The sequence below is a fragment of the Streptomyces ardesiacus genome, assembly GCF_003112575.1.
Classification (GTDB): domain Bacteria; phylum Actinomycetota; class Actinomycetes; order Streptomycetales; family Streptomycetaceae; genus Streptomyces; species Streptomyces ardesiacus.
The window spans coordinates 428786-449305 of record NZ_BEWC01000001.1 but is presented as its reverse complement, the minus strand read 5'-3'; the positions used below and the strand labels follow the sequence as shown (position 1 = coordinate 449305).

15 protein-coding genes are annotated in these 20520 nt (G+C 71.0%); 7 read left to right on the top strand and 8 right to left on the bottom strand.

The window, feature by feature from the left end:
- Positions 1–77: 77 nt before the first annotated feature.
- A complete protein-coding gene (locus Sdi02f_RS01820; RefSeq protein ID WP_167458103.1) occupies positions 78–1088 on the bottom strand; it encodes a zinc-dependent alcohol dehydrogenase in 1011 nt (336 codons plus the stop codon).
- Positions 1089–1197: 109 nt separating this feature from the next.
- Between Sdi02f_RS01820 and Sdi02f_RS01810 the strand changes: the two genes are divergently transcribed.
- Entirely contained in the window at positions 1198–1947 is a 750-nt protein-coding gene (locus Sdi02f_RS01810; RefSeq protein ID WP_108932569.1) for a CDP-alcohol phosphatidyltransferase family protein, read from the top strand.
- Between the two features lie 123 nt (positions 1948–2070).
- The gene (locus tag Sdi02f_RS01805; RefSeq protein WP_108932568.1) at positions 2071–3228 is read left to right on the top strand and encodes a hypothetical protein; all 1158 of its coding nucleotides are present in this window, start codon (positions 2071–2073) and stop codon (positions 3226–3228) included.
- Positions 3229–3278: 50 nt separating this feature from the next.
- Here the strand turns inward: Sdi02f_RS01805 and Sdi02f_RS01800 are convergent, their stop codons facing one another.
- The 5 genes from Sdi02f_RS01800 to Sdi02f_RS01780 form a co-directional block, all read right to left on the bottom strand.
- Positions 3279–4529 carry an MDR family MFS transporter gene (locus tag Sdi02f_RS01800; RefSeq protein WP_108932567.1) on the bottom strand — a complete coding sequence of 417 codons (1251 nt, stop codon included), beginning with the start codon at positions 4527–4529 and terminating at the stop codon, positions 3279–3281.
- A 1-nt stretch (position 4530) separates the two neighbouring features.
- Positions 4531–6342: an ABC transporter permease subunit gene (locus tag Sdi02f_RS01795; RefSeq protein ID WP_030401058.1), complete on the bottom strand. Its 1812-nt coding sequence runs from the start codon at positions 6340–6342 to the stop codon at positions 4531–4533.
- A gap of 3 nt (positions 6343–6345) precedes the next feature.
- A complete protein-coding gene (locus Sdi02f_RS01790) occupies positions 6346–7857 on the bottom strand; it encodes an ABC transporter substrate-binding protein (RefSeq protein WP_031082979.1) in 1512 nt (503 codons plus the stop codon).
- 117 nt (positions 7858–7974) lie between these two features.
- The gene (locus Sdi02f_RS01785; protein WP_030401056.1) at positions 7975–8532 is read right to left on the bottom strand and encodes a GNAT family N-acetyltransferase; all 558 of its coding nucleotides are present in this window, start codon (positions 8530–8532) and stop codon (positions 7975–7977) included.
- Positions 8533–8698: 166 nt separating this feature from the next.
- Positions 8699–9925, bottom strand: a complete 1227-nt coding sequence (locus tag Sdi02f_RS01780) for a DNA sulfur modification protein DndB (RefSeq protein ID WP_108932566.1) — start codon at positions 9923–9925, stop codon at positions 8699–8701.
- Positions 9926–10113: 188 nt separating this feature from the next.
- On the opposite strand from Sdi02f_RS01780, the gene Sdi02f_RS01775 reads away from it, so the two are divergent.
- From Sdi02f_RS01775 to Sdi02f_RS01760, 4 genes are all read left to right on the top strand, one after another.
- A complete protein-coding gene (locus Sdi02f_RS01775) occupies positions 10114–12291 on the top strand; it encodes an N-6 DNA methylase (protein WP_174843295.1) in 2178 nt (725 codons plus the stop codon).
- A gap of 162 nt (positions 12292–12453) precedes the next feature.
- On the top strand, positions 12454–14445 hold the full coding sequence (locus Sdi02f_RS01770; RefSeq protein ID WP_108932565.1) for a type I restriction-modification system subunit M: 1992 nt from the start codon (positions 12454–12456) through the stop codon (positions 14443–14445).
- Positions 14446–14480: 35 nt separating this feature from the next.
- The gene (locus Sdi02f_RS01765; RefSeq protein ID WP_159107624.1) at positions 14481–15614 is read left to right on the top strand and encodes a restriction endonuclease subunit S; all 1134 of its coding nucleotides are present in this window, start codon (positions 14481–14483) and stop codon (positions 15612–15614) included.
- Positions 15611–18793: a type I restriction endonuclease subunit R gene (locus Sdi02f_RS01760; protein WP_031185999.1), complete on the top strand. Its 3183-nt coding sequence runs from the start codon at positions 15611–15613 to the stop codon at positions 18791–18793. Before Sdi02f_RS01765 ends, Sdi02f_RS01760 begins: the two co-directional genes overlap by 4 nt.
- Positions 18794–18850: 57 nt before the next feature.
- On the opposite strand, the gene Sdi02f_RS01755 is transcribed toward Sdi02f_RS01760, so the two are convergent.
- Together Sdi02f_RS01755 and Sdi02f_RS01750 are read right to left on the bottom strand one after the other, a co-directional pair.
- A complete protein-coding gene (locus tag Sdi02f_RS01755) occupies positions 18851–19057 on the bottom strand; it encodes a DUF397 domain-containing protein (protein WP_031185998.1) in 207 nt (68 codons plus the stop codon).
- Positions 19054–19908 carry a helix-turn-helix domain-containing protein gene (locus tag Sdi02f_RS01750; protein ID WP_051909066.1) on the bottom strand — a complete coding sequence of 285 codons (855 nt, stop codon included), beginning with the start codon at positions 19906–19908 and terminating at the stop codon, positions 19054–19056. The genes Sdi02f_RS01755 and Sdi02f_RS01750 overlap by 4 nt, the downstream gene beginning before the upstream one ends.
- A 125-nt stretch (positions 19909–20033) precedes the next feature.
- On the opposite strand from Sdi02f_RS01750, the gene Sdi02f_RS01745 reads away from it, so the two are divergent.
- Positions 20034–20477 carry an ATP-binding protein gene (locus Sdi02f_RS01745; protein ID WP_037800453.1) on the top strand — a complete coding sequence of 148 codons (444 nt, stop codon included), beginning with the start codon at positions 20034–20036 and terminating at the stop codon, positions 20475–20477.
- Positions 20478–20520 lie beyond the last annotated feature (43 nt).

Below are 20520 nucleotides of genomic sequence, written 5' to 3'. Positions count from 1 at the left end.
CGATCGCTGCGCGGGGTGCCGTCTATTACGGCCGGACGCCTTCCCCTGTTCAGTGGGCCGTACGTCTTTCCGCAGGGTCAGGCGACGCCGTGGCCGGCCGCTGCGGTGCCGTCGTCCTCGTACCGGATCCGGTGGCACAGCGCGGGCACGGCGCCGGAGGCCAACGGGGGCATCAGATCCGGGAGTTCGGCGAACGCGGACTCGCCGGTGACGAGTGCGTCCAGGGCGGGATCGGCGAGCAGTTCGAGGGCGAGGGCCATCCGGTCGCCGTAGCCGCGGGTGGCGGCCCGGGCCGGGGAGACGGTGCCGACCTGGCTGCCGCGCAGGGTCAGGCGCCGGGAGTGGAAGGCCTCGCCGAGCGGCAGGGCGACGCGCCGGTCGCCGTACCAGCTCAGTTCCACGACCGTGCCGTCGGGCCGCAGCAGCTCCAGCGACCGCGCGAGCCCGGCCTCGGTCGCACTGGCGTGCACGACGAGGTCGCGGCCGCCGAGCGCGTCGCCCGGGGACGCGAATCCGACGCCGAGCGCCTCGGCGACCCCCGCCCGGCCCGGGTCCACGTCGACCAACTCGACCCGCACCCCGGGGAATCGGGCCAGCAGCGCGGCCACCGAGCAGCCGACCATGCCGCCGCCGACCACGGTGACCCGGTCGCCGATCAGCGGTGCCGCGTCCCACAGCGCGTTGACGGCGGTCTCGACGGTGCCGGCGAGCACGGCCCGCCCGGCGGGGACGGAGGCCGGCACCGGGGTGACGGCGGCGGCCGGGACGACGTACCGCGTCTGGTGCGGGTAGAGACAGAAGACGGTGCGCCCGGCGAGCGGCTCGGGCCCTTCCTCCACCACGCCGACGTTGAGGTAGCCGTACTTCACCGGCCCGGGGAAGTCGCCCTGCTGGAACGGCGCGCGCATGGCGGCGTACTGGTTCGGGGGGACCCGGCCGCCGAACACGAGGGTCTCGGTGCCCCGGCTCACGCCGCTGAAGAGCGTCCGCACGAGCACGTCGTCCGGGCCCGGCGCCGGCAGCTCCTCCTCGCGGATCGCGCCCGCGCCGGGCGCCTCCAGCCAGAACGCGCGTGCCCTGCGTGTCATCGGAACTCCTCCTGAACGATCGGGAAGCCACCCACGTACCGAGAGGTGCACGAGCCGCGCCCACGGCAGCGGCGTTGACCGACTCTGTCACACGGCCGGAGGGTGTTCGGTGGCCCTGAACAACACGTACGACGCCTATGACGTCTGTGCCGCGAGGTCCGTTCAGCAGGAGACCGCGGTGGGGGCGGGGGCGATGCTCCTGCTGCTGGCGCTGCTGGGCACCGCCATCGGCCTGGGCGCGGCGGGCTGGCTGACCGGTGTGGTGTTCGCGTTCGCGAGCTGGGCGGTGCTCTCGCGCGCCCTGCACCGCTCACGGCCGCCGTCGTTCGGCCCGGCCAACCGGGTCACCCTCGGCCGCACCGCCCTGGTCGGCGGCGTCACCGCGCTGGTCGCGGACTCCTTCCGCGGCGCGCCGCCCGTCCCCCTCCTCGTCGGCCTGACGGCCGTGGCCCTGGTCCTGGACGGCGTGGACGGCAGGGTCGCGCGCCGCACCGGCACGTGCACACCGCTGGGCGCGCGCTTCGACATGGAGGTGGACGCGTTCCTCATCCTGGTGCTCAGCGTGTACGTCGCCACGGACCTGGGGCCGTGGGTGCTGCTGATCGGAGCCATGCGGTACGTGTTCGTGGCCGCGGCCCGGGTGTGGCCGTGGCTGACCGCCCCGCTGCCGCCGAGCACGGCCCGCAAGACGGTGGCCGCGCTGCAGGGCGCGCTGCTGCTCCTGGCGGGCGCGGGCCTGCTGCCGCGCGGGGTGAACGCCGGGGTGGTGGCGGTGGCGCTGGGCCTGCTGGTGTGGTCCTTCGGGCGGGACGTGCGGTGGTTGTGGCGGCGGTCGCCCGCGGTTGGCCGGTCCTCTTGAACTCCCCTGGGATTACTGGGCACTTGGTGGTGGGTATGACCCCGTTCCGGACGGGACTCCGGTGAGTGACCGGACGTGGCTCGGAGTTCATGACGGCGGTGGCGCGCGGGGAGGGAGGGTCACGTGGACACCCCGGACTTGGTGGCGGAAGTCCTGCACGTCCTGACCCAGGGGGTCGACGGTGCCGCGTCCGCGGCGGGCGGGATGGCGGCGCAGGCCCTGCTCGGAGCGCTCAGGGAACGGCTGAGGGGTACGGAGGACGACCGTGCCGCGCTGGACGCGTTCGTGGGGAACCCGGGCGATGCGGCGGGCAGGGCCGCGGTGCGGGCGATCCTGGAACGGGAGGTGGCCGCCGACCCCGCCTTCGGCCGTCGTCTCGCGGCCCTTGCCGACGCGGCCGCCGGACCGCCGCCGCAGTCGATCACGGGCAGTGTGGTGGTCGGCGGCGGGGCCCGGGTCCACCGCAACCAGATCTCGCTGGGTCCCCTGACCGTCAACAACAACCGGCAGGGCCGATGGCTGCTCGCCGTGCTCGCCGTCGCCCTCATGATCCTGGTCGCCCTCGCCGGGTACGGCGGCGCCCGCGTGTTCACCGACGGCGACGAGGACGCGAGCCCGGGCACCTCGGACCACGCGACCTCGGACCACGGGGCCTCGAAGCCGCCCGCCGCCGATCCGCTGCCGGCCACCCGGGAGACGGCCGACGCGATCCTGCCCGACCGGGCGGCCCTGGCCGGAACGTCCTTCGAGAGTCTTCCGGGCGCCGCCTTCCCCGACGGCGAGCGCGGCGGCTACGAGGGCACGGTCTGCGGCGAACACCCCGAGCCCTGCGGGAAGCGCGTACGGGCCGGAGCCGTGGCGGGCTACGCCCCCGACGAGACCTCGGAGGAGACGGGGTGGCATGCCGAACTCCAGGTGCTGGTGCACGCGTCCGAGGACGACGCCGAGAAGACCTTCGACGCGCTGGCGGACGCCTTCCGGAACGACGCCTCGTCCGGCTTCCGGCCCGACCCCTCGGCGTACACCCCACCGGACGGGACGCGGCTCGGCGACGAGCTCACCGGCTACCGGGCCGTCTGGGAGGGGCAGGACATCGGGATCATGTGCATGATGCGCCGCGGACCGTACGTCGCGCTGGTCGCACAGGAGAAGGACGGCCCGGGAGCGGTCCTGGACAACGACACGCAAACCGGCCTCAACACCCTGTTGCTGCGCCGCATGGACGAGGCGCTGTCGGGTGCCGCGCCGCACGCGGCACTGCGCGACGTCCGGAGCACCTGAACGGCACCGGGGCCGGCGCGACGGACGCCACGTGCGGGCGCGGCGCCGCGTCAGTGCCCCCGCCGGGGCAGCACTCCCACCGCCACCAGCGGCACCGCGGCCAGCGCCAGCCACGGCACGGCGACCGGCAACCCGGAGTCCAGCAGCAGACCGGTCGCGGAACTGCCGGCCAGCACGACGAGCCCGGAGAACGAGGACAGCGCCCCCGTGTACAGCCCGAGCCGCCCCTCCTCGGCCAGGTCGGGGACCCAGGCACGGGCGACGGGGGCGACGAGCATCTGCCCGAGGGTGAGCAGGACTACGAACCCGGCGGCGGGTACCAGCCCGCCCGTCCCCGTCCACCCCGCGGGCCGCGCCAGCCCGACGACCGCGAACCCGACGGCGATCAGCACGAGGCCGGCCACCATCGACCGGCGCGGCGCCAGCCGGTCCCCCGCCCACCGGGTCACCGGCAGCTGCGCGGTCACCACCAGCAGCGACGAGAGGGCGAACAGCCAGGCCAGCGGCGCCTGTGAACCGGCGGCCCGCTCCACCTCGGCGGGCAGGGCGAGGTAGAGCTGGTTGTAGGCGAGCAGATAGGCACCGTAGGCGCAGCACAGGGCGAGGAAGCGCCGGTTGCGCAGGACGAGCCGTGCCCCGCCCCCGACCCGGACCTGGACCCGCCCGGGGATGCGCTGCGGCAGCAGCCGGGCGTGCCCGGCGAGGACCAGCACGAAGACACCGGCGCCGGCGAGGCAGGCCGTACGGAAGTCGACGGCGAGCAGCAGCGCGCCCAGCAGCGGCCCGACGAAGGCCCCGGCCTGCCCGGCGACGGTGAACAGCGCGAGCACCCGGGTCCGGTCGCCGCCCCCCGACTCCTCCCACGCCACCGCCTGCCGGGCGACCTCGGACTCGACGGCCGGCGAGAAGAGCGCGGCGGCGAATCCGATCAGCAGGACGGCGCCGACGACGGCCCAGGTCCGCCCGGCGAACCCGAGCCAGGCGAACCCGGCGATCCGCAGCACGCACCCGGTGAGCACGACGGGCCGGATGCCGTACCGGTCGGCGAGGGCCCCGCCGACCACGAACAGCCCCTGCTGGCTGAAGGTCCGCAGCCCGAGCACGAAGCCGACCAGCCAGCCCGCCATGCCGACGGACTGCCCCAGGTGCTCGGCGAGGAACGGCAGCACGGCGAAGAAGCCGATGTTGAACGCGAGCTGGGTGAGGATGAGCAGCCGGAGCAGCGGGGAGAGCGTGGCGAGCCGGGCGGTGCGCCGGCCGGACGACGCCGGTGCGGACGAGCGGGTGAACGCGGACGTCATCTCACCGGGCTCCGGCCGGTTCCTTCGCCGCCGCCTCGACGGGCCGCTGACCGGAGCCCGCGGCCCCCTCGGTGACGGCCCGTGAGGGCCGCCGCCGGGCCGGGCGGCGCAGCCCGCCGGCCGCGCCGACGGCCAGCGCGCCGAGCAGGGCGAGTACGGCGGCGGGGGCGAGGACGGCCCAGGGGGCGCGCTCGGCGTAGGGCTGGTTCTCGGCGAGCAGCAGGCCCCACTCGGGAGACGGCGGCTGGGCGCCGAGGCCGAGGAAGCCGAGCGAGGCGAGCGCGAGGGCGACACCGGGCAGCCTCAGCAGTGCGTGCCGCAGGACCGGCGGCAGTACGGCGGGCAGCAGTTCGTACCGCAGCAGGTGGACCCGCCCCGCGCCCAGCCCCTTGGTGGCGGTGATGTGCAGGGTGGCCCGCTCCTGCCGCAGCAGGGAGGAGGTGTGCGCGGCGAGCGGCGCCCAGGCGACGGCGCCCACGGCGAGCGCGGGCGTGGTCGTCCCGCTGCCCGCGACGGCGGTGACGAGGAGGGCGACGAGCACGGGCGGCACCGCGTTGACGGTGTCGACGAGCGGCGCGGAGACGCGGGGCACGAGCCCGAGCAGTACGCCCGCGAGCAGGGCGGCGGCGCTGATGGCGGCGGCCAGCAGCAGCGTGTCCAGCGCCCCGTGGCCGACGCGGGCGAGCAGGTCGCGCCCGAGGGCGTCGGTGCCGAAGGGATGCGCGAGGGAGGGCCCCCGCAGCCGCTCCCCCGTGTCGAGGGCGAGCGGATCGCGGGCCAGCCCGAACCCGACGACGGCGAGCAGGACGGCGCCGTAGAGGAGCGGCAGCAGTCCCCCGGCGGGCGGGGCGGGCCGGTGCAGCGAGGACAGGGCGCCGTCGCGCAGCGCGGGGCCGGTCAGCAGCCGGGCGGCGAGGCGGGTGGCGCCGGTCGCGAGCGCGGCGAGCAGGACGAGGGCGAGGGTGCCGGCCTGGAGGACGGGAAGGTCCTGGGCGAGGGCGGCCTCGAGGGTGGTGCGCCCGAGCCCCGGGATGTCGAAGACCTGCTCGACGGCGACGGCCCCGCCGGTCAGCCCGACGACGAACAGCCCGAGGTTGGGCAGCAGCGCGGGCACGCACCGGCGCAGCGCCTGGCGGGCGACGGACCTCCCGGTCAGTCCGCGCGCCGCGGCGGCCAGCGCCCACGGCTCCCCGAAGGCACCGGGCAAGAGGTCGTCGAGCAGCCGCCCCAGCACCGCACCCGCGGGCAGCCCCAGCGCGAGCGCGGGCAGCACGGTCCACTGGGGCCCGTACCACCCCAGCGCGGGCAGCCATCCCCACTGCACTCCGACGACGGTGGCGAGCACGGAGGCGACGAGGAACTCGGGCAGCGAGGCGAGCACGGCGGACCCGCTCCCGCCACTGCGCCGCCCGCCGAGCCGCCGCCGTGCCCCGAGCCGCAGGGTGCGCAGGCAGATCAGTCCGGCGGTGAGCACGGCGACGAGCAGCGCGGCACCCATGAGCAGCAGCGAGGCACCGAGCGCCTGGAGCACGGCGGGCAGCACATCGCTCCCGGAGATCCACGACTGCCCGGCGTCCCCGCGCACGAGCCCGCCCAGCCAGCCGCCGAGTACGTGCAGGGGCCCGCCGTCGATCCCGAGCTGCCGCCGGATGTCGGCGAGCACCTCGGGGGTGGGTTCGCGCTCGGCGGACCGCGCCTTGAGGACGGTGTACGCGGGATCGGTGCGGGTGAGCCAGGGCAGCAGCCCGACGCCGCCCACGAGCACGCCCGCGAGCACGACCCGCCACACCAGGGTGGCCACGCGCTGCCGCACGGTTCAGCGCCGGGTGCCGGTGCCGACGAGGGTGCGCTCGTACGGGTCGAGGATCACGCCCTGCACGGAGTCGGCGACGCCGGTGATGACGCGCTGGTGCACGAGCGGCACGACGGCGTCGCTGCCGAGGATGCGGGCCTCGGCGGCCATGGCGGCGTCCTGCCGCTTCGCGGTGTCGGCGGTCTTCTCGGCGTCGGCGACGGCGCGGTCGACGCCCTTGTCGCAGAGCTGGGCGATGTTGAACCCGCCGTCGCAGGTGTAGTCGCCGGCGAGCACGGCGACGGGGTCACCGGTGTCGAGGAGGGTGTTGCGGGCGAGCACGAAGGCGTCGAACTTCCCGTCGAGGGCGTCGCCTTCGAGCCGCGAGTACTCCCGCACGGTGAGCTTGACGGTGAACCCTGCCTTCTCCCACTGCTGCTTGACGACCTGGGCGACCTCGGGCAGCTCGGGCCGGTTGTCATAGGTGGCGAGGGTGAGGGTGTCACCGCTCCCGGGCTTCTTGGCCGCCGCCCGCCCGACGGGCGCGGTCCGCTTGCCCTCGGCCCAGGTGACGGCGGGCCCGTAGACCCCGGCCCCGGCGTCGGCGTAGCCCTCGTAGACGTCCTTGGCGAACACGGAGGTGTCCAGGGCGGCACGGGCGGCGGCTCGCAGCCCGGCGTCCTTGAAGGTTCCCGACGAGGCGTTGAGCAGCAGGCTGGTCGTCCGGGTGGTGGCGGTGTCGCGCCGGTTCCTCTCGTCGAGGGAGGCCGCCTGGGCGACGGGAACGGCCTCGGCGATGTCCAGCTCCCCGGTCCGCAGGGCGTTGGCGCGTGCGGTGCCGTCGGCGATGAAGCGGGCGTCGATGCCGGAGGCCTGGGCGCGGCCGCCCCAGTAGTCGTCGAACCGGTCGAGGGAGGCGGAGGTGGCGCCGTTGACCTTGGTCAGCTCGAAGGGTCCGGTGGCGTGCCCGACGGGGTCGACGCGGTTGCCCTTGCCGTAGGCGTCCTTGGACAGGATCGCGAGGCTGGGGCTGGAGAGCCGCAGCGGCAGGACGGGGTCGGGCTCGGTGGTGGTGATCCGGACGACCCGGTCCCCGCCCGCCTCGGCACTGAGGGTGACGCCGGAGAGCGCGGCCGGTGCGGGCTCGGCGCCGGTGGCCCGGGTGAGGGACGCGGCGACGGCGGCCGGGGTCACGTCGCTGCCGTCCTGGAAGGTGGCGTCGCGGAGCGTGAACTCCCAGGTCTTCTCACCGTCCCGCCGCCAGGACTCGGCGAGCGCGGGCGCGGCGGAGCCGTTGGCGTCCAGCGCGGTGAGCCCCTCGGTCACTCCGAGACGGCTGAGCAGGGTGGCGTCGGCGCCGTACGGGGACAGGTTCTCGGCGGGCGGGAAGGCGAGCGCGACGCGAAGCCGGGCCCCGTCGCCGTCACCACCGTCCCCGGACGCGGAGTCACCGCCGCCTCCGGAGGCGAAGCAGCCGGCCATCAACGGGACGAGCAGGAAGGGGGCGAGCAGCCGGGGTCGGCGGAGGGAGCGCATGGTCCTCGGATCGATCGGTTTGGGGGGAGGGAACAGGCGGTCGGGCAGGCGGACGGAGGCGGGCTCGGGGGGGAGTCCCGGAGCACCCGGAATCCTATATGAAAACGATTTTCACGCCTACCCGACCCGGGCCGGCACGGGCAGGGGCACGTCGAAGTGCACGATCCCCTGCCCGCCCCCCACGTCCTCCCGCTCGTCGTGCACGACCTTGGCCAACGACCGCCAGAACGGCTCGGCCCCGGTGACGGCGGGGTCGGTGTGCAGATACACGGCCCGGTATCCCCCGTCGGCGGCGGCGAACGCCAGCAACTCCTCGACAAGCCGACGCGCAAGCCCACGCCGCCGGTGCTCGGGCCGCACGTACACCCTCCGCAGCTGCGCGGTCACACCCGAGGGGAACCGCTCGGCGACGTGCGCGGGGTTCGGCGGGTGCGCGGGACCACGGGAGTCGAGAGCACCGGTCGCCACGACCTCGCCGTCCCCCTCGTCCACGGCGACGAGGAGCGTGTGCCGCTCGGGGGTCAGGTAGGCCCCGGCCAGGTCGATGATGTCGCCGTGCCAGCGGGGGACGTAACCGGTACCGAAGTCGCGGTAGACGGTGTCGAGCATGACGGCTCGGGCGTCGGGGAGGTCGGTGGGGGTTGCTGTCCGGATGCTGTAGTCACTGTGGCGCACTTGCACATGGTACGCATTAAGGGGATTGGCTGGTCCAGGCCCCTGATGGCACGGCCGACCCGCGGCCCAGCCCCCACGCGGGTCAGCGATGACGCCCATGCGGAAGAGCCCGAACACGTCCACATGCCCATGCCTCTCGAGGGACTCGTCCGGTGCGCTCCCGGGTTCAGAGGCCGCGGATCTGCCGCCCGGCCTCGGTCGCCGGATAGAGGATCGCGTCGGCGACACGACCGCCTGAGTCCTTGACCCCGCCGCTGAAGTTGAGGCGGCCGGAGGCCCCGGTCTTGGCGGCGACGCCGTCCCAGTACTTCGCCTCGCGCTCCCAGCGAATGCCGTCGAGGAGCCGGAGCAGGTCGTCCATGCGGAACACGGCCCCCGACTCGCTCCAGGGCATGGTGGGGTGTACGGCGATACCGAGCCCCGCCAGGACTGCCGGAGCGGTGATGGCACCACGCTCGGTGAACTCGCGGGCGTGACGGACGATCACGTCGCCGAGGATGGGGACGACGGCGGCCTCCACCTGCTCGGGGTGGGCGCCCGCCGGCAACTCGTCCTCGTGCACGGACTCGGCGGAACGTGCGAGCCCGCCCCGCCCGTAGAGGGTGGTGACCACGAGTGCGCGCAAAGCGGAGAGGGTGACGACCTCGCGGTCACCGGCGGACAGCTGCCGCTTGCTGACGTTCACGAGCCGGGCGAACGGCACCCGCTGGCCGTCGACGTCGATCCGTACGGAGTCGGCGACCAGATGGGCCAGGCGGGTACCGAAGTCCCGCTGGTCCATGGACATGGCGAGGTTCTTCGCCACGGCGACGCCCTGCACGTTGCGGTCGTAGAAGATCTGCCGCGCGTCCGCCGGAGCCAGGTCGACGTACAGCTCGAACGGGATGCGTACGCGCGAGAGCTGCGAATACGTCAGCCCATACGCCTCCGGGTCATCGTAGAGGTCGTGCCAGGCCGTGGTCTGGGTCTCGCCGTCGATGGCGACGACCATCGTGCCCGGGGCGACGGTCAGGGTACGCAGACCGGTGCCGAGAACCAGTTCCTCACTGAGCGCGGCAAGCGGTCCGGCGTGCCACAGGGTGATCGGCGGCGTGGACCAGGCGGCCCCGAGCTCGCCCTTGATACCGGCGGCGATGTACTCGGCGTACGGACGGACGTTCTTGCCCTTCTGCGAGGACTTCAGCGTGCGCTGGACGGTGGCGCGCAGCTCGGCGTGCCGACGCACCAGGCCCGACGCCGCCTTCAGCTTGCGCGGGTCCTCCTCGGCGCGGGGCGAAGGCACCAACTGGACGAGTGCGGGCACCGCCATCGTCCCCACGACGGCGTCGTCGCGGAACGGCATGACGGTGAGCTGGGTGCCTTCGACGACGGCGGTCGGCATGGTCAGACGCATGGTCTCCCCCTGAAGCGATGCCTGCACGGCATCTGGAGCGGTCCGGTGGGCGCGGCGGTGTCGACACCACCCACGCCGGAAGCCTGACCAGATAAGCAGCAGAACGAAAGCATTGTCAATCGCATTTACGGGCTTGACGCGTGCTGTAGGTTGTTGACTGTCAGCTACCGAGAGGTCCAGGAACCGCCATGCCCCAGCAGTCCACGGCGCAGGTGACGGCAGCCGAGATTTCCCGCATCGCCGGAGTCACACGCGCCACCGTCAGCAACTGGCGCCGCCGGCACGACGACTTCCCCGAGCCCTCCGGCGGCACGGAGAGCAGCCCGCTGTACGACCTGGAGGCAGTGCGCGCGTGGCTGGCCGCGCGCGGTCACGCCTCCGCCGCGAGTCCGGCGGAGGAACTCCGCACGATGCTCCGCCTGCACGGACGTGCCGGCAGCGGTGCCGCGGGCGACTCCGCCGAGTTGCTGCTCCTCGTCTTGGCAGCAGCCCGCCGCTCCCCAGCCGAGCTGGCGGCGACCGCCGGCCTGTCCGACGCAGACCTCGCTTCCGAGGCCGAGCGCGACAGAACGACCGTCGCCAAGGCCGTCCCGGGGACGGGTGACGGTGCCGTCCGCTTCACGGCCAAGGACGCGCCGGTCCTCCGCGCGCTGTACGCGTGTGTACGCGAGTCAGGCGGCCAGGCCACACTGGGCGTCCTCGCGGAGTGGGAGCTGGAGGACAGTGCGGCGAGTGGCGCCTACCGGACGCCCGAGCCGCTCACGGACCTCATCGCCCGGTTGGTCCCGGGTACTGCGTCCAGCGTCCTCGACCCGGCCTGCGGCAGCGGTTCCCTCCTCGCGGCGGCCTCCCGGCACGGCGCTCGCGAGTTGTACGGCCAGGACGTGTTGCCCGTTCAGGCCCGCCGAAGCGCCGTCAGCCTGATGCTGACCGCACCGGATGCCACTGTCACCGTCCGCGCCGAGGACAGTCTCCGCGCGGACGCTTTCCCGGACCTGCTCGCCGATGCCGTACTGTCCAACCCGCCCTACGGCATCCGGGACTGGGGCCACGACGAACTGGCCTATGACCCGCGCTGGGCGTACGGCGTCCCGGCCCGCGCGGAGTCGGAACTGGCCTGGGTACAGCACGCGCTCGCCCACCTGGTGCCCGGCGGCTACGCGGTCCTGCTGCTGCCCCCGGCCACGGCCGGGCGAGCGTCTGGGCGGCGCGTACGAGCGGAGCTCGTACGCAGCGGAGCCCTGCGCGCGGTGATCGCGCTGCCGGTCGGCGCGTCGGTGCCGCTGCACGTGGGCCTTCAGGTGTGGGTGTTGCAGCGCCCCGAGCCGGGGGGCGCGGCGCGCAAGTCCGTACTGTTCGTGGACACGGCGGCGGAGACACCGACGACGGCGACCGGGCGTGGTGCGGCGACAGCGCCGTCGCGGACGCGGGGTACCGGCCGTTCGACGTCCGTGGACTGGGCAGCGGTAACAGCGCGGGCGCTGGAGGCGTGGGAGGCGTTCACGGCGGACCCGGACGCCTTCGAAGGCGAGCCGGGTGTCGCACACGCGGTCGGTGTGGTGGACCTGTTGGACGACGTGGTGGATCTGACCCCCGCGCGGCTCGTGCGGGCGTCACGGGCGGAGGTCGATCCGGCGAAACTGTCGGCCGAGGTGGATGCCACGCGACAGGACCTCGTGAAGGCCGCGAAGGCCCTCGCGCGGACGGCCGGTCGCGAAGGATGGAGTGCCGCGGGTGCCGACTCCCGGGAGTGGCGGACGGCGACGGCCTCCGATCTCTCGCGGGGCGGAGCGCTCACTCTCCTCCGCCTGGTGCCGGACAGCGCGCGTACACGGGCACACGTCGCGAACGGTGAGCATGGGAGCCAGGTTGCACGGGCGGTACTCACCGGCTCGGACATCGCGACCGGGTCGGGTCCCACGGGAGAGCCGACGGAGCTGTACGACGACACGTCGCCCGTGATCGCCGTGGGGGACGTCCTCGTACGTGCGGTCGCGAGCGTGGAAGGCGCCATGGCCCGGGTCGCGGGCGAGGGAGACGCCGGCGCTCTGCCCGGCCCGCACGTCCACCTCTTCCGCCCGGACCCGGCACGCTTGGACGCCTGGTTCCTCGCCGGGTTCCTGGGGGCGGAGGAGAACATCGCGGGCGCCTCGACGGGCAGCACGACCCTTACCGTCAACCCGGGCCGACTGCGCGTACCGCTGCTGCCGCTGGAGGAGCAGCGGCGGTACGGGGAGGCATTCCGGCACGTGCACGGACTCCGGGCGGAGGCTCAGCGGGCGACGCGGCTGGCGGAGGAGACGGCGCGGTTGCTGGTAAGCGGGCTCACGGGCGGACAGTTGCTGCCAACGCCAGGAGACGGCTGAGTCAGGCGGCCGGAGGTACGCGGCCGGGTGGCGATTCGTCCCATTCGGCATGCAGGCCTTCACACATAGACCACAATTGGCAGACCGCTCCGGTCGACCGCTCAACGCGGCTCGGCTCGGGCGGTGGGGTTGGGACATTTCGGAAGGAATCCGGGGATCCAGTTGAACAGCAGTAAGCACACGGAGTTGGCGAACCACGCGTGGTCCGTCGCCGACCTCCTGCGGGGGGACTACAAGCAGTCCGACTACGGCAAGGTCATCCTGCCGTTCACGGTGCTGCGGCGGCTGGAGTGCGTGCTGGCCCCTACGCGCGAGAAGGTCGCGGAGATCGCGGAGCAGCACAAGGACAGCGGCATCGACCCGGACCGCTTCCTGCGACGGGCCTCGGGCCACTCCTTCTACAACCGGTCGCGTCTGACCCTGAAGAAGATCGCGGCGGACCCCCAGAACGCGGCGCAGAACCTGATGGTCTACGTGGGTGCCTTCTCGGACAACGCGCGCGGCGTGCTGGAGCGCTTCGAGTTCGCCCAGCAGATCAAGCGGCTCGACAGCGCCGGACTCCTCTACAAGGTCATCGGCGCGTTCACGGACCTGGACCTGCGTCCCGAGATCGTGCCCAACCACAACATGGGCTACATCTTCGAGGAGCTGATCCGCCGCTTCGCCGAGCAGTCCAACGAGACGGCCGGTGAGCACTTCACGCCGCGTGAGGTCATTCAGCTCATGGTGCGGCTGCTGGTCGCCCCGGACGGCGACGCGCTCCAGCTTCCGGGCGCGGTGCGCACGGTGCTCGACCCGGCCTGCGGCACGGGCGGCATGCTCTCCGCGATGGACGACCTGATCACGGAGCTGAACCCGGACGCCACGGTGGAGGTGTACGGGCAGGAGCTGAACCCCGAGTCGTGGGCGATCTGCCGGTCCGACCTCATGATCAAGGGCCAGGATCCGGAGAACATCGCCTTCGGCAACTCCTTCTCCGACGACGGCCACGCCCGCAAGACCTTCGACTACATGCTGGCCAACCCGCCGTTCGGGGTGGAGTGGAAGAAGGTCAAGGACGAGGTCGAGCACGAGCACAAGGCGCTCGGCGAGGCCGGCCGTTTCGGTGCGGGTCTCCCGCGTATCAACGACGGCTCTCTGCTGTTCCTCCAGCACATGATCTCCAAGATGAAGCCGGTGGATGTGAGCGGCGGGGGCGGATCGCGTCTGGCGATCGTCTTCAACGGCTCGCCGCTGTTCACGGGTGCGGCCGGCTCGGGCGAGTCGGAAATCCGCCGCTGGATCCTGGAGAACGACTGGCTGGAGGGCATCGTCGCCCTGCCGGATCAGCTCTTCTACAACACCGGCATCTCGACGTACTTCTGGATCCTGACGAACAGGAAGAGCCCGGACCACAAGGGCAAGGTCGTCCTGCTGGACGCGCGCGACCAGTGGCAGAAGATGCGGAAGTCGCTCGGCGACAAGCGCAAGCAGCTGGGCTCGGACCACATCGCGACGGTGGTCAAGCTGTACGGCGAAGCGCTGGCCGTGGCGGACAACGCAGAGCACCCGCTGCACAGCAAGGTGAAGGTCTTCCGCAACGAGGACTTCGGCTACCAGCGCATCACGGTGGAGCGCCCGCTGAAGCTGCGCTTCGAGGTGACGGAGGAGACGCTAACGGCACTGGAGGCGTCCAAGCCGATCCAGAAGCTGCCGCAGGCCGCGGCTCTCGCGGACGCCTTCAAGTCCCTGATGGGCGCGACCTGGGGCACGAAGCAGGAGGCTTGGCTCGCCCTGAAGGACGCGGTGGTGCAGGCCGGCGGTACGTGGCCTACGGGGGCACCGTTCAACAAGGCTCTGCGCGACGTCATCGGGGTGCGGGACCCGGAGGGCGAGGTTCAGCTCGTCAAGGGCCGACCCGAGCCGGACGCGGAGCTGCGGGACTTCGAGAACGTGCCGCAGAGTGAGGACATCGAAGCATACGTGGAGCGGGACGTCCGCCCCCACGTGCCGGAGGCGTGGATCGACAACAGCAAGACCAAGATTGGGTACGAGATTCCGTTTACGCGGCATTTCTATGTGTACGAGCCACCGAGACCATTGGCGGAAATCGACGCGGATTTGAAAGCGCTGGAGGCTGAAATTCAGGGACTCCTGGGAGAGATCACCAAATGACTCATACCGTGAGCAGAACAGTTTCCCTAAGGTGGGTGCTGAACCTCCGCAGCGGCACTTCCTGCGAGGAACGGGTGGACGAGGGTGGATTCCCCCTCATGGGAGCCTCCGGGGTGATCGGGCGTGCCGCCCGCTGTAACACCATGGCTGGTTCGGCGATCATCGGCCGGGTCGGCACAGTCGGCGCCGTGAGCCTTGCGCACACGAACTGCTGGGCATCCGACAATACTATCGTGGCGACCGCTGGCCCTACTCTCGACCCGGCCTATATGTACTACCTCCTTGTGGGGGCCCGGCTCGCCGAGTTGGCATCGAAGACAGCGCAACCCCTGCTCACCGCCGGCACGATCGGAGCTCAGCGCTTCCCAGTCCCGGGTTTGGCGGAGCAGCACCGCGCCGCCGCTTTCCTCGACGACCGGACGAGTTCCCTGGATGCCCTGACGGGGAAACGCAAAGCGCAACTGGAACTTCTGCGACTGAAGCGGTTCAGCACGGTCAGGGATGTGCTCACACGCGGGCTTCACGGAGCGAACACCAAAAAGACCGGATTGGCCTGGCTTCCCAAAATACCTGCGGACTGGAATCTCGTCCCACTCCGGTATCTGACCATATGCCTCGACGGCAAACGAGTCCCCTTGAGTTCGTCCGAGCGATCGGAACGCCAGGGGCCATACCCCTACTACGGAGCCAGCCGCGTCGTCGACCATGTGGACGACTACCTCTTCGACGAGCCGCTCGTATTGCTGGGAGAGGACGGGGCTCAGCTCGGTAACCCGAATCTGGAAGTCTCCTTTTACGTTGAGGGAAAGGTATGGGTGAACAATCATGCCCACGTCTTGAGACCTGCGGGAATTAACGGCCGATTCCTCACGGAGGTCCTGAACGTTTTCGACCGTAACCTCTACATGTCTGGGGCGACCCGAGAAAAAATTACCCAAGACGAGATGAACCGCATCCTTGTACCGGTTCCTCCTGTTTCACAGCAGGAGGAACTAGTCCGCTGGATCTTGGCGGCACGCAGCGAGCACGTAAAGCTGGAAAACGCGTTGCGCAGCCAGATGCACTTGCTCGGCGAACGCCGTCAAGCCCTAATCACCGCGGTCGTAACCGGCCAGTTCGACGTATCCACCGCCGACGGGCGCAACGTAACCGAAGGAGTCTCCGCATGAGCCCCGTGCACGACGAGTCGTCCTTCGGGTCTGCCATCGTCGCCGCCCTGTGCGAGCGAGGCTGGCGGGAGGCGAGCCCCGAGGACTTTCAGGCCGACCTCGGTCTCGACACCAACGAGCTGTTCACCTTCATCGGCGCCGCCCAGCCCGATGAGTGGAACGATCTGCTCACCGTCTACGGCGGCAACCCCAACGAGGCACAACGAGGCTTCGCCCAACGCCTCGACCGGGCCATCGCCGATGACGGGCTGCTGCACGTCCTCCGGAACGGTGTGAAGGACCGCGGGGTCCGACTCCGCGTCGCCTACTTCAAGCCCAACCTCATCTCCGCCGACTCCGTACTCAACGGCTACCGGGCCAACCGCCTCACCGTCGTCCGCGAACTCCCCTACGCCACCAAGCAGGCCGACTGGGGTCATCGGCTCGACCTGGCCCTGTTCCTCAACGGCATCCCCGTCGCCACCGCCGAGCTGAAGAACCCGCTCACCGGGCAGGGCGTCGAGCAGGCCAAGGAGCAGTACCGGACCGACCGTGACCCGACCGAGCTGATCTTCACGCGGCGCGTCATCGCCAACTTCGCCGTCGACCCGGACCTGGTCTTCGTCACCACGCAGCTGCGGGGCAAGAGCACCCAGTTCCTGCCGTTCAACACCGGATCGAACGGCCCCGGCCAGCCCGGCGGCGCCGGCAACCCGGCGCCCACGGCGCAGGGCAAGTACGCCACCTCCTACCTCTGGGAAGAGGTCTGGCAGCGGGACAACTGGCTCGACCTCCTCCAGCGCTTTGTGCACCAGCAGAAGGAGAAGACGCCCGGCGGCGGTGTCACCAAGAAGACGATCTTCCCTCGGTTCCATCAGTGGGACGTGGTCCGAAAGCTCACCGCGCACGCCTCCGTCCACGGCGCCGGCCAGAACTACCTGGTCATGGCCTCCGCCGGGTCCGGCAAGTCGAACACCATCGGTTGGCTGGCCCACCGCCTCAGCGACCTGCACGCACGCATGGACCCGGCTGTTCTCCCACCCGACGCCCTGGCCGAAGGTCGCATCAAGCCCGGCGAACCCGTCTTCGACAAGGTCATCGTCATCACGGACCGACGCAACCTGGACGCCCAGCTCCGGGAGACCGTTGGCAGCTTCAGCCAGACCGACGGCCTGGTCGTCAAGGTCGACGAGAAGCACGGCGCGAAGAGCGAACAGCTCGCCCGCGCCCTCTCCCGGGACACCGGGAAGATCGTCACCGTCACCCTGCACTCGTTCCCGGCCCTGCTGGACTACATCAAGCGCAACCCCACCGAGATCAAGGGCACCCGTTTCGCGATCATCGTCGACGAGGCGCACTCCTCCCAGTCCGGCGACGCCGCCACCGCCGTGAAGTCCGCACTGCGTGACCTCGGCCTGGATTCCGACTCGGACGACGAGGGCGCGACCACGGTCACGGTGGACAACAAGCTCAAGGCGAAGGCGGTCGAGCGCTCGCACGCCGCCAACCTCTCCTACTTCGCCTTCACCGCAACGCCCAAGTCCAAGACTCTGGAACTCTTCGGCTCGGAAGTCGTGGAGAACGGCAAGTCCGTCTACCGGCCCTTCCACACCTACTCCATGCGCCAGGCCATCGAGGAAGGCTTCATCCTCGACCCACTGCGCAACTACGTCACGTACAACACGTACTGGAAGCTCGCGAACCTCAACCGCGACGAGAAGGAGGTCGACCCCTCCAAGGCGAACAGCCTGCTCGCCCGGTTCGCGCTCATGCACGAGCACACGGTGTCCCAGCACGCCCAGGTGATCGTCGAGCACTTCGTCGCCCACACCCGCGGCCGGCTCGGCGGCCGGGCCAAGGCCATGGTGGTCACGGCCTCCCGCCACTCCGCCGTACAGATGGCCCGTGCCATCAAGAGCTACATCGCCGACCGCGACTACGACACCAAGTACCCGGACCTCGGTGTCCTGGTCGCGATCTCCGGCTCCCTCACCATCGAAGGTGAAGAGACCACCGAGGTGAAGGAGAACGGCGGTCTGTCCGAGAGCGCACTGCCCAAGGCCTTCGCCTACACCCGCGCCGACGACAAGGCCGTGAAGGCCGGCGGCAAGGGGCAGCAGGAATATCGGATCCTGGTCGTCGCCGAGAAGTACCAGACCGGCTTCGACCAGCCGCTCCTCACGACGATGTACGTGAACAAGACGCTGACCGGCATCGCCGCGGTGCAGACTCTCTCCCGCCTCAACCGCACCGCCGAGCGCAAGACCCAGGCCGACCTGGCCGTCCTGGACTTCGTCAACGAGGCCGAGGACATCCAGGACGCCTTCCGCCCGTACTTCGAGGAGGCGCACACCCTGCCCTCCGACCCGAACCTCCTCTATACGGCCCAGAGCCGCGTCATGTCCGCGCCGATCATCTCGGAGCAGGACATGGACGAGTTCGTCGCCGCGTACTTCGAGGCGCAGGAGAAGGCGGGCGGCTCCCAGTCCAAGTGGGAGAAGCTGCACGCCGAGCTGTACCGGCTCCTCTCCCCCGCCGTCACTCGCTTCACCGCCCTCCTGGAGAGCGAGGAGGAGGACGACGTCGAGACGGCAGAGGAGTTCCGGGCCAACCTCAACGACTACGTCCGCAAGTACGGCTTCCTCGCGCAGATCGTTCCGTACCGCGACGCCGAGTTGGAGCGCCTGTACCTCTACGGGCGCTACCTGCTCAACCGTCTTCCCCGCATCGCCGACGGCGGAGTCGACATAGGCGAGGTCGACCTCAGCCATCTGCGCGTCGAGAAGACCGGCGAGCACGACGTGTCCCTCAACCCCGAGGGTGCCGCCGAGCTCAAGGGCTTCGGTGACGGGGTCGGTGGTGCCACCGACGCCGAGAAGTCACTGCTTTCTGCGCTGATCGAGAAGTTCAACGCCAAGTTCGGCACGGAGTTCACCGAGGAGGACGTCCTCCCGGCCTTCAACGCGACGAAGGACGACCCGAAGGTCCGCGCCGCCGCCGTCGTCAACGACGAAGAGAACTTCGGCATCGTCTTCGACAAGAAGTTCGAGGAGAACATGATGGATCATGTCTCCACGATCGACACGCTCGGAAAGCGGTACTTCGGCACCGACCGGGACTTCAAGTCCAACCTCGACCGCAGCGCCCGCCGCGCGGCCTGGCGGATGATCCGCCGGGAGGAAGGGCTGGACGACATCTGACGCGATCGGGGCGCGGTGCGCACCTCGCGCATCGCGCCCCGCCGGTCTTCGATCAGTTCAGCGCCCTGCGGTCATCCGCACGAACCCGTCCCAGGCCTCAGAGCCGAAGGCGATCCTTGCTACTGCGGGTCGCTTCGAGTCCCTGACGAGAATGGCTCCGGAGACTGCGGCGACCTCGACGCATTCACCACCGTTGCCCGTGCTGTAGCTGCTCTTGATCCAAGCGGCCTCGGGCACAGCCGCCTTGCTGTGCTGCACGCTCATGTGTCTCCCATCAGTTGCTCAATGAACGCCACTGACTCGCTCGGTGTCAGCGCCTGTGATCGGAGGATGCCATAGCGCGCTTCCAGGGTGCGCACATAGGCAGCGTCGGTGTAGAGCCGGCTGTGGTCCTGAACCTCCGCGTAGGCAAGGCGCTTTCCGTTGTCGGTGTCGATCAGCGAGAAGGGGCCGCCCAATGCCGCGTTGTCCTCTCGGTCGATCGGCATGACTTGCACCTCGACGTTCCTCGACTGGCCCGTGAGGAGGACTTGTTCCAGCGTCTCACGCATGACCTTCCGGCCGCCGATCGGCCTGCGCAGCACCGCTTCTTCGATCACGAAGCTCATCAACGGAGCAGGACGCCGACGAAAGATCTCCTGCCGCACCATACGCGCCTCGAGCCGCTGTTCGATCACATCGTCCTCCAGCAGCGGCCGCTGCATGTGGAATACGGCTCGGGCGTAGTCCTCCGTCTGCAACAGACCCGGCACTGCGTACAGGGCGTACACGTTCAACGCTGTCGCTCTCGCCTCAAGCCGAGCCATGTCCCGGAAGAACGCCGGATACTGAGCCCGCCCCACCTCCTCCTTCAGCGCCGTGAGCACACCCCCCGCCCCCAACACCTCGTCCGCCTTCTCGATGAACCGAGCCTGCGGGATTCGCCGCCCCTGCTCGATCGACGCCACCGTGTCCGCCGAGTAGCCGAGCCTCTTGCCGAACTCGGCCCGCTCCAGTCCCGCCCGCACGCGCAGCAGCTTCAGCTGCCGTCCGAACGCGGTCACCACGCCCGTCCCCGGCTCGTCCTCCGGCCGCTGCTGCCGCTGCGCCGCCGGCTCCTCGTCCCTCACGGTCACCGCCCCGCCTCCTGTCCTCTCCGCGCGTACCACCACGTACAGCGCCCGCGTCCGCTCCGTACGACGACCCGACGTCAGCGCGTCACCACTGGTCACGCTAGGCCACCAAGGGCCACCGTGAGTGCATGACCGCAACACAACCACCCCTGACGGTGCACAGGTTCGCGATGTGCTTCAGCTCCACCCCGCGGGGCGCCCGCCTGGCCCGGCGCCTGTGCGCGCACCGTCTGGACGCCTGGGGGATTCCGTACGGCACCGACGTGCACGACGTCGTCACGCTCATCGCGTCGGAGCTGTGCGCGAACGCCGTACGGCACGGGCACGTCGCCGGCCGGGACTTCCACCTCTCGCTCACTGCCGACCCGGCCACCGGCACCGTACGCATCGAGGTCACCGACACGCGGGGCGAGCGTCTCCCCCGTCTCCCGGCCGCCGTACCCGAGGACGACGGCGGGCGGGGACTGCTTCTCGTCGAGGCGCTGGCCGACCGCTGGGGATGCTCGCCCCGTGCCGAGGGCGGCCCCGGCAAGACCGTGTGGGCGGAGTGCGCCGCGCCCGGCCTGACCTGATCGTGCAGCTTCCCGGCGACCTGGCTGGACGCACGCAGGCACG

Coding starts and splice junctions, on each gene's coding strand:
- Sdi02f_RS01820 (WP_167458103.1), bottom strand. CDS start 1,088: ATGACACGCAGGGCACGCGCGTTCTGGCTGGAGGCGCCCGGCGCGGGC.
- Sdi02f_RS01800 (WP_108932567.1), bottom strand. CDS start 4,529: ATGACGTCCGCGTTCACCCGCTCGTCCGCACCGGCGTCGTCCGGCCGG.
- Sdi02f_RS01790 (WP_031082979.1), bottom strand. CDS start 7,857: ATGCGCTCCCTCCGCCGACCCCGGCTGCTCGCCCCCTTCCTGCTCGTC.
- Sdi02f_RS01780 (WP_108932566.1), bottom strand. CDS start 9,925: ATGCGTCTGACCATGCCGACCGCCGTCGTCGAAGGCACCCAGCTCACC.
- Sdi02f_RS01775 (WP_174843295.1), top strand. CDS start 10,114: ATGCCCCAGCAGTCCACGGCGCAGGTGACGGCAGCCGAGATTTCCCGC.
- Sdi02f_RS01760 (WP_031185999.1), top strand. CDS start 15,611: ATGAGCCCCGTGCACGACGAGTCGTCCTTCGGGTCTGCCATCGTCGCC.
- Sdi02f_RS01755 (WP_031185998.1), bottom strand. CDS start 19,057: ATGAGCGTGCAGCACAGCAAGGCGGCTGTGCCCGAGGCCGCTTGGATC.
- Sdi02f_RS01745 (WP_037800453.1), top strand. CDS start 20,034: ATGACCGCAACACAACCACCCCTGACGGTGCACAGGTTCGCGATGTGC.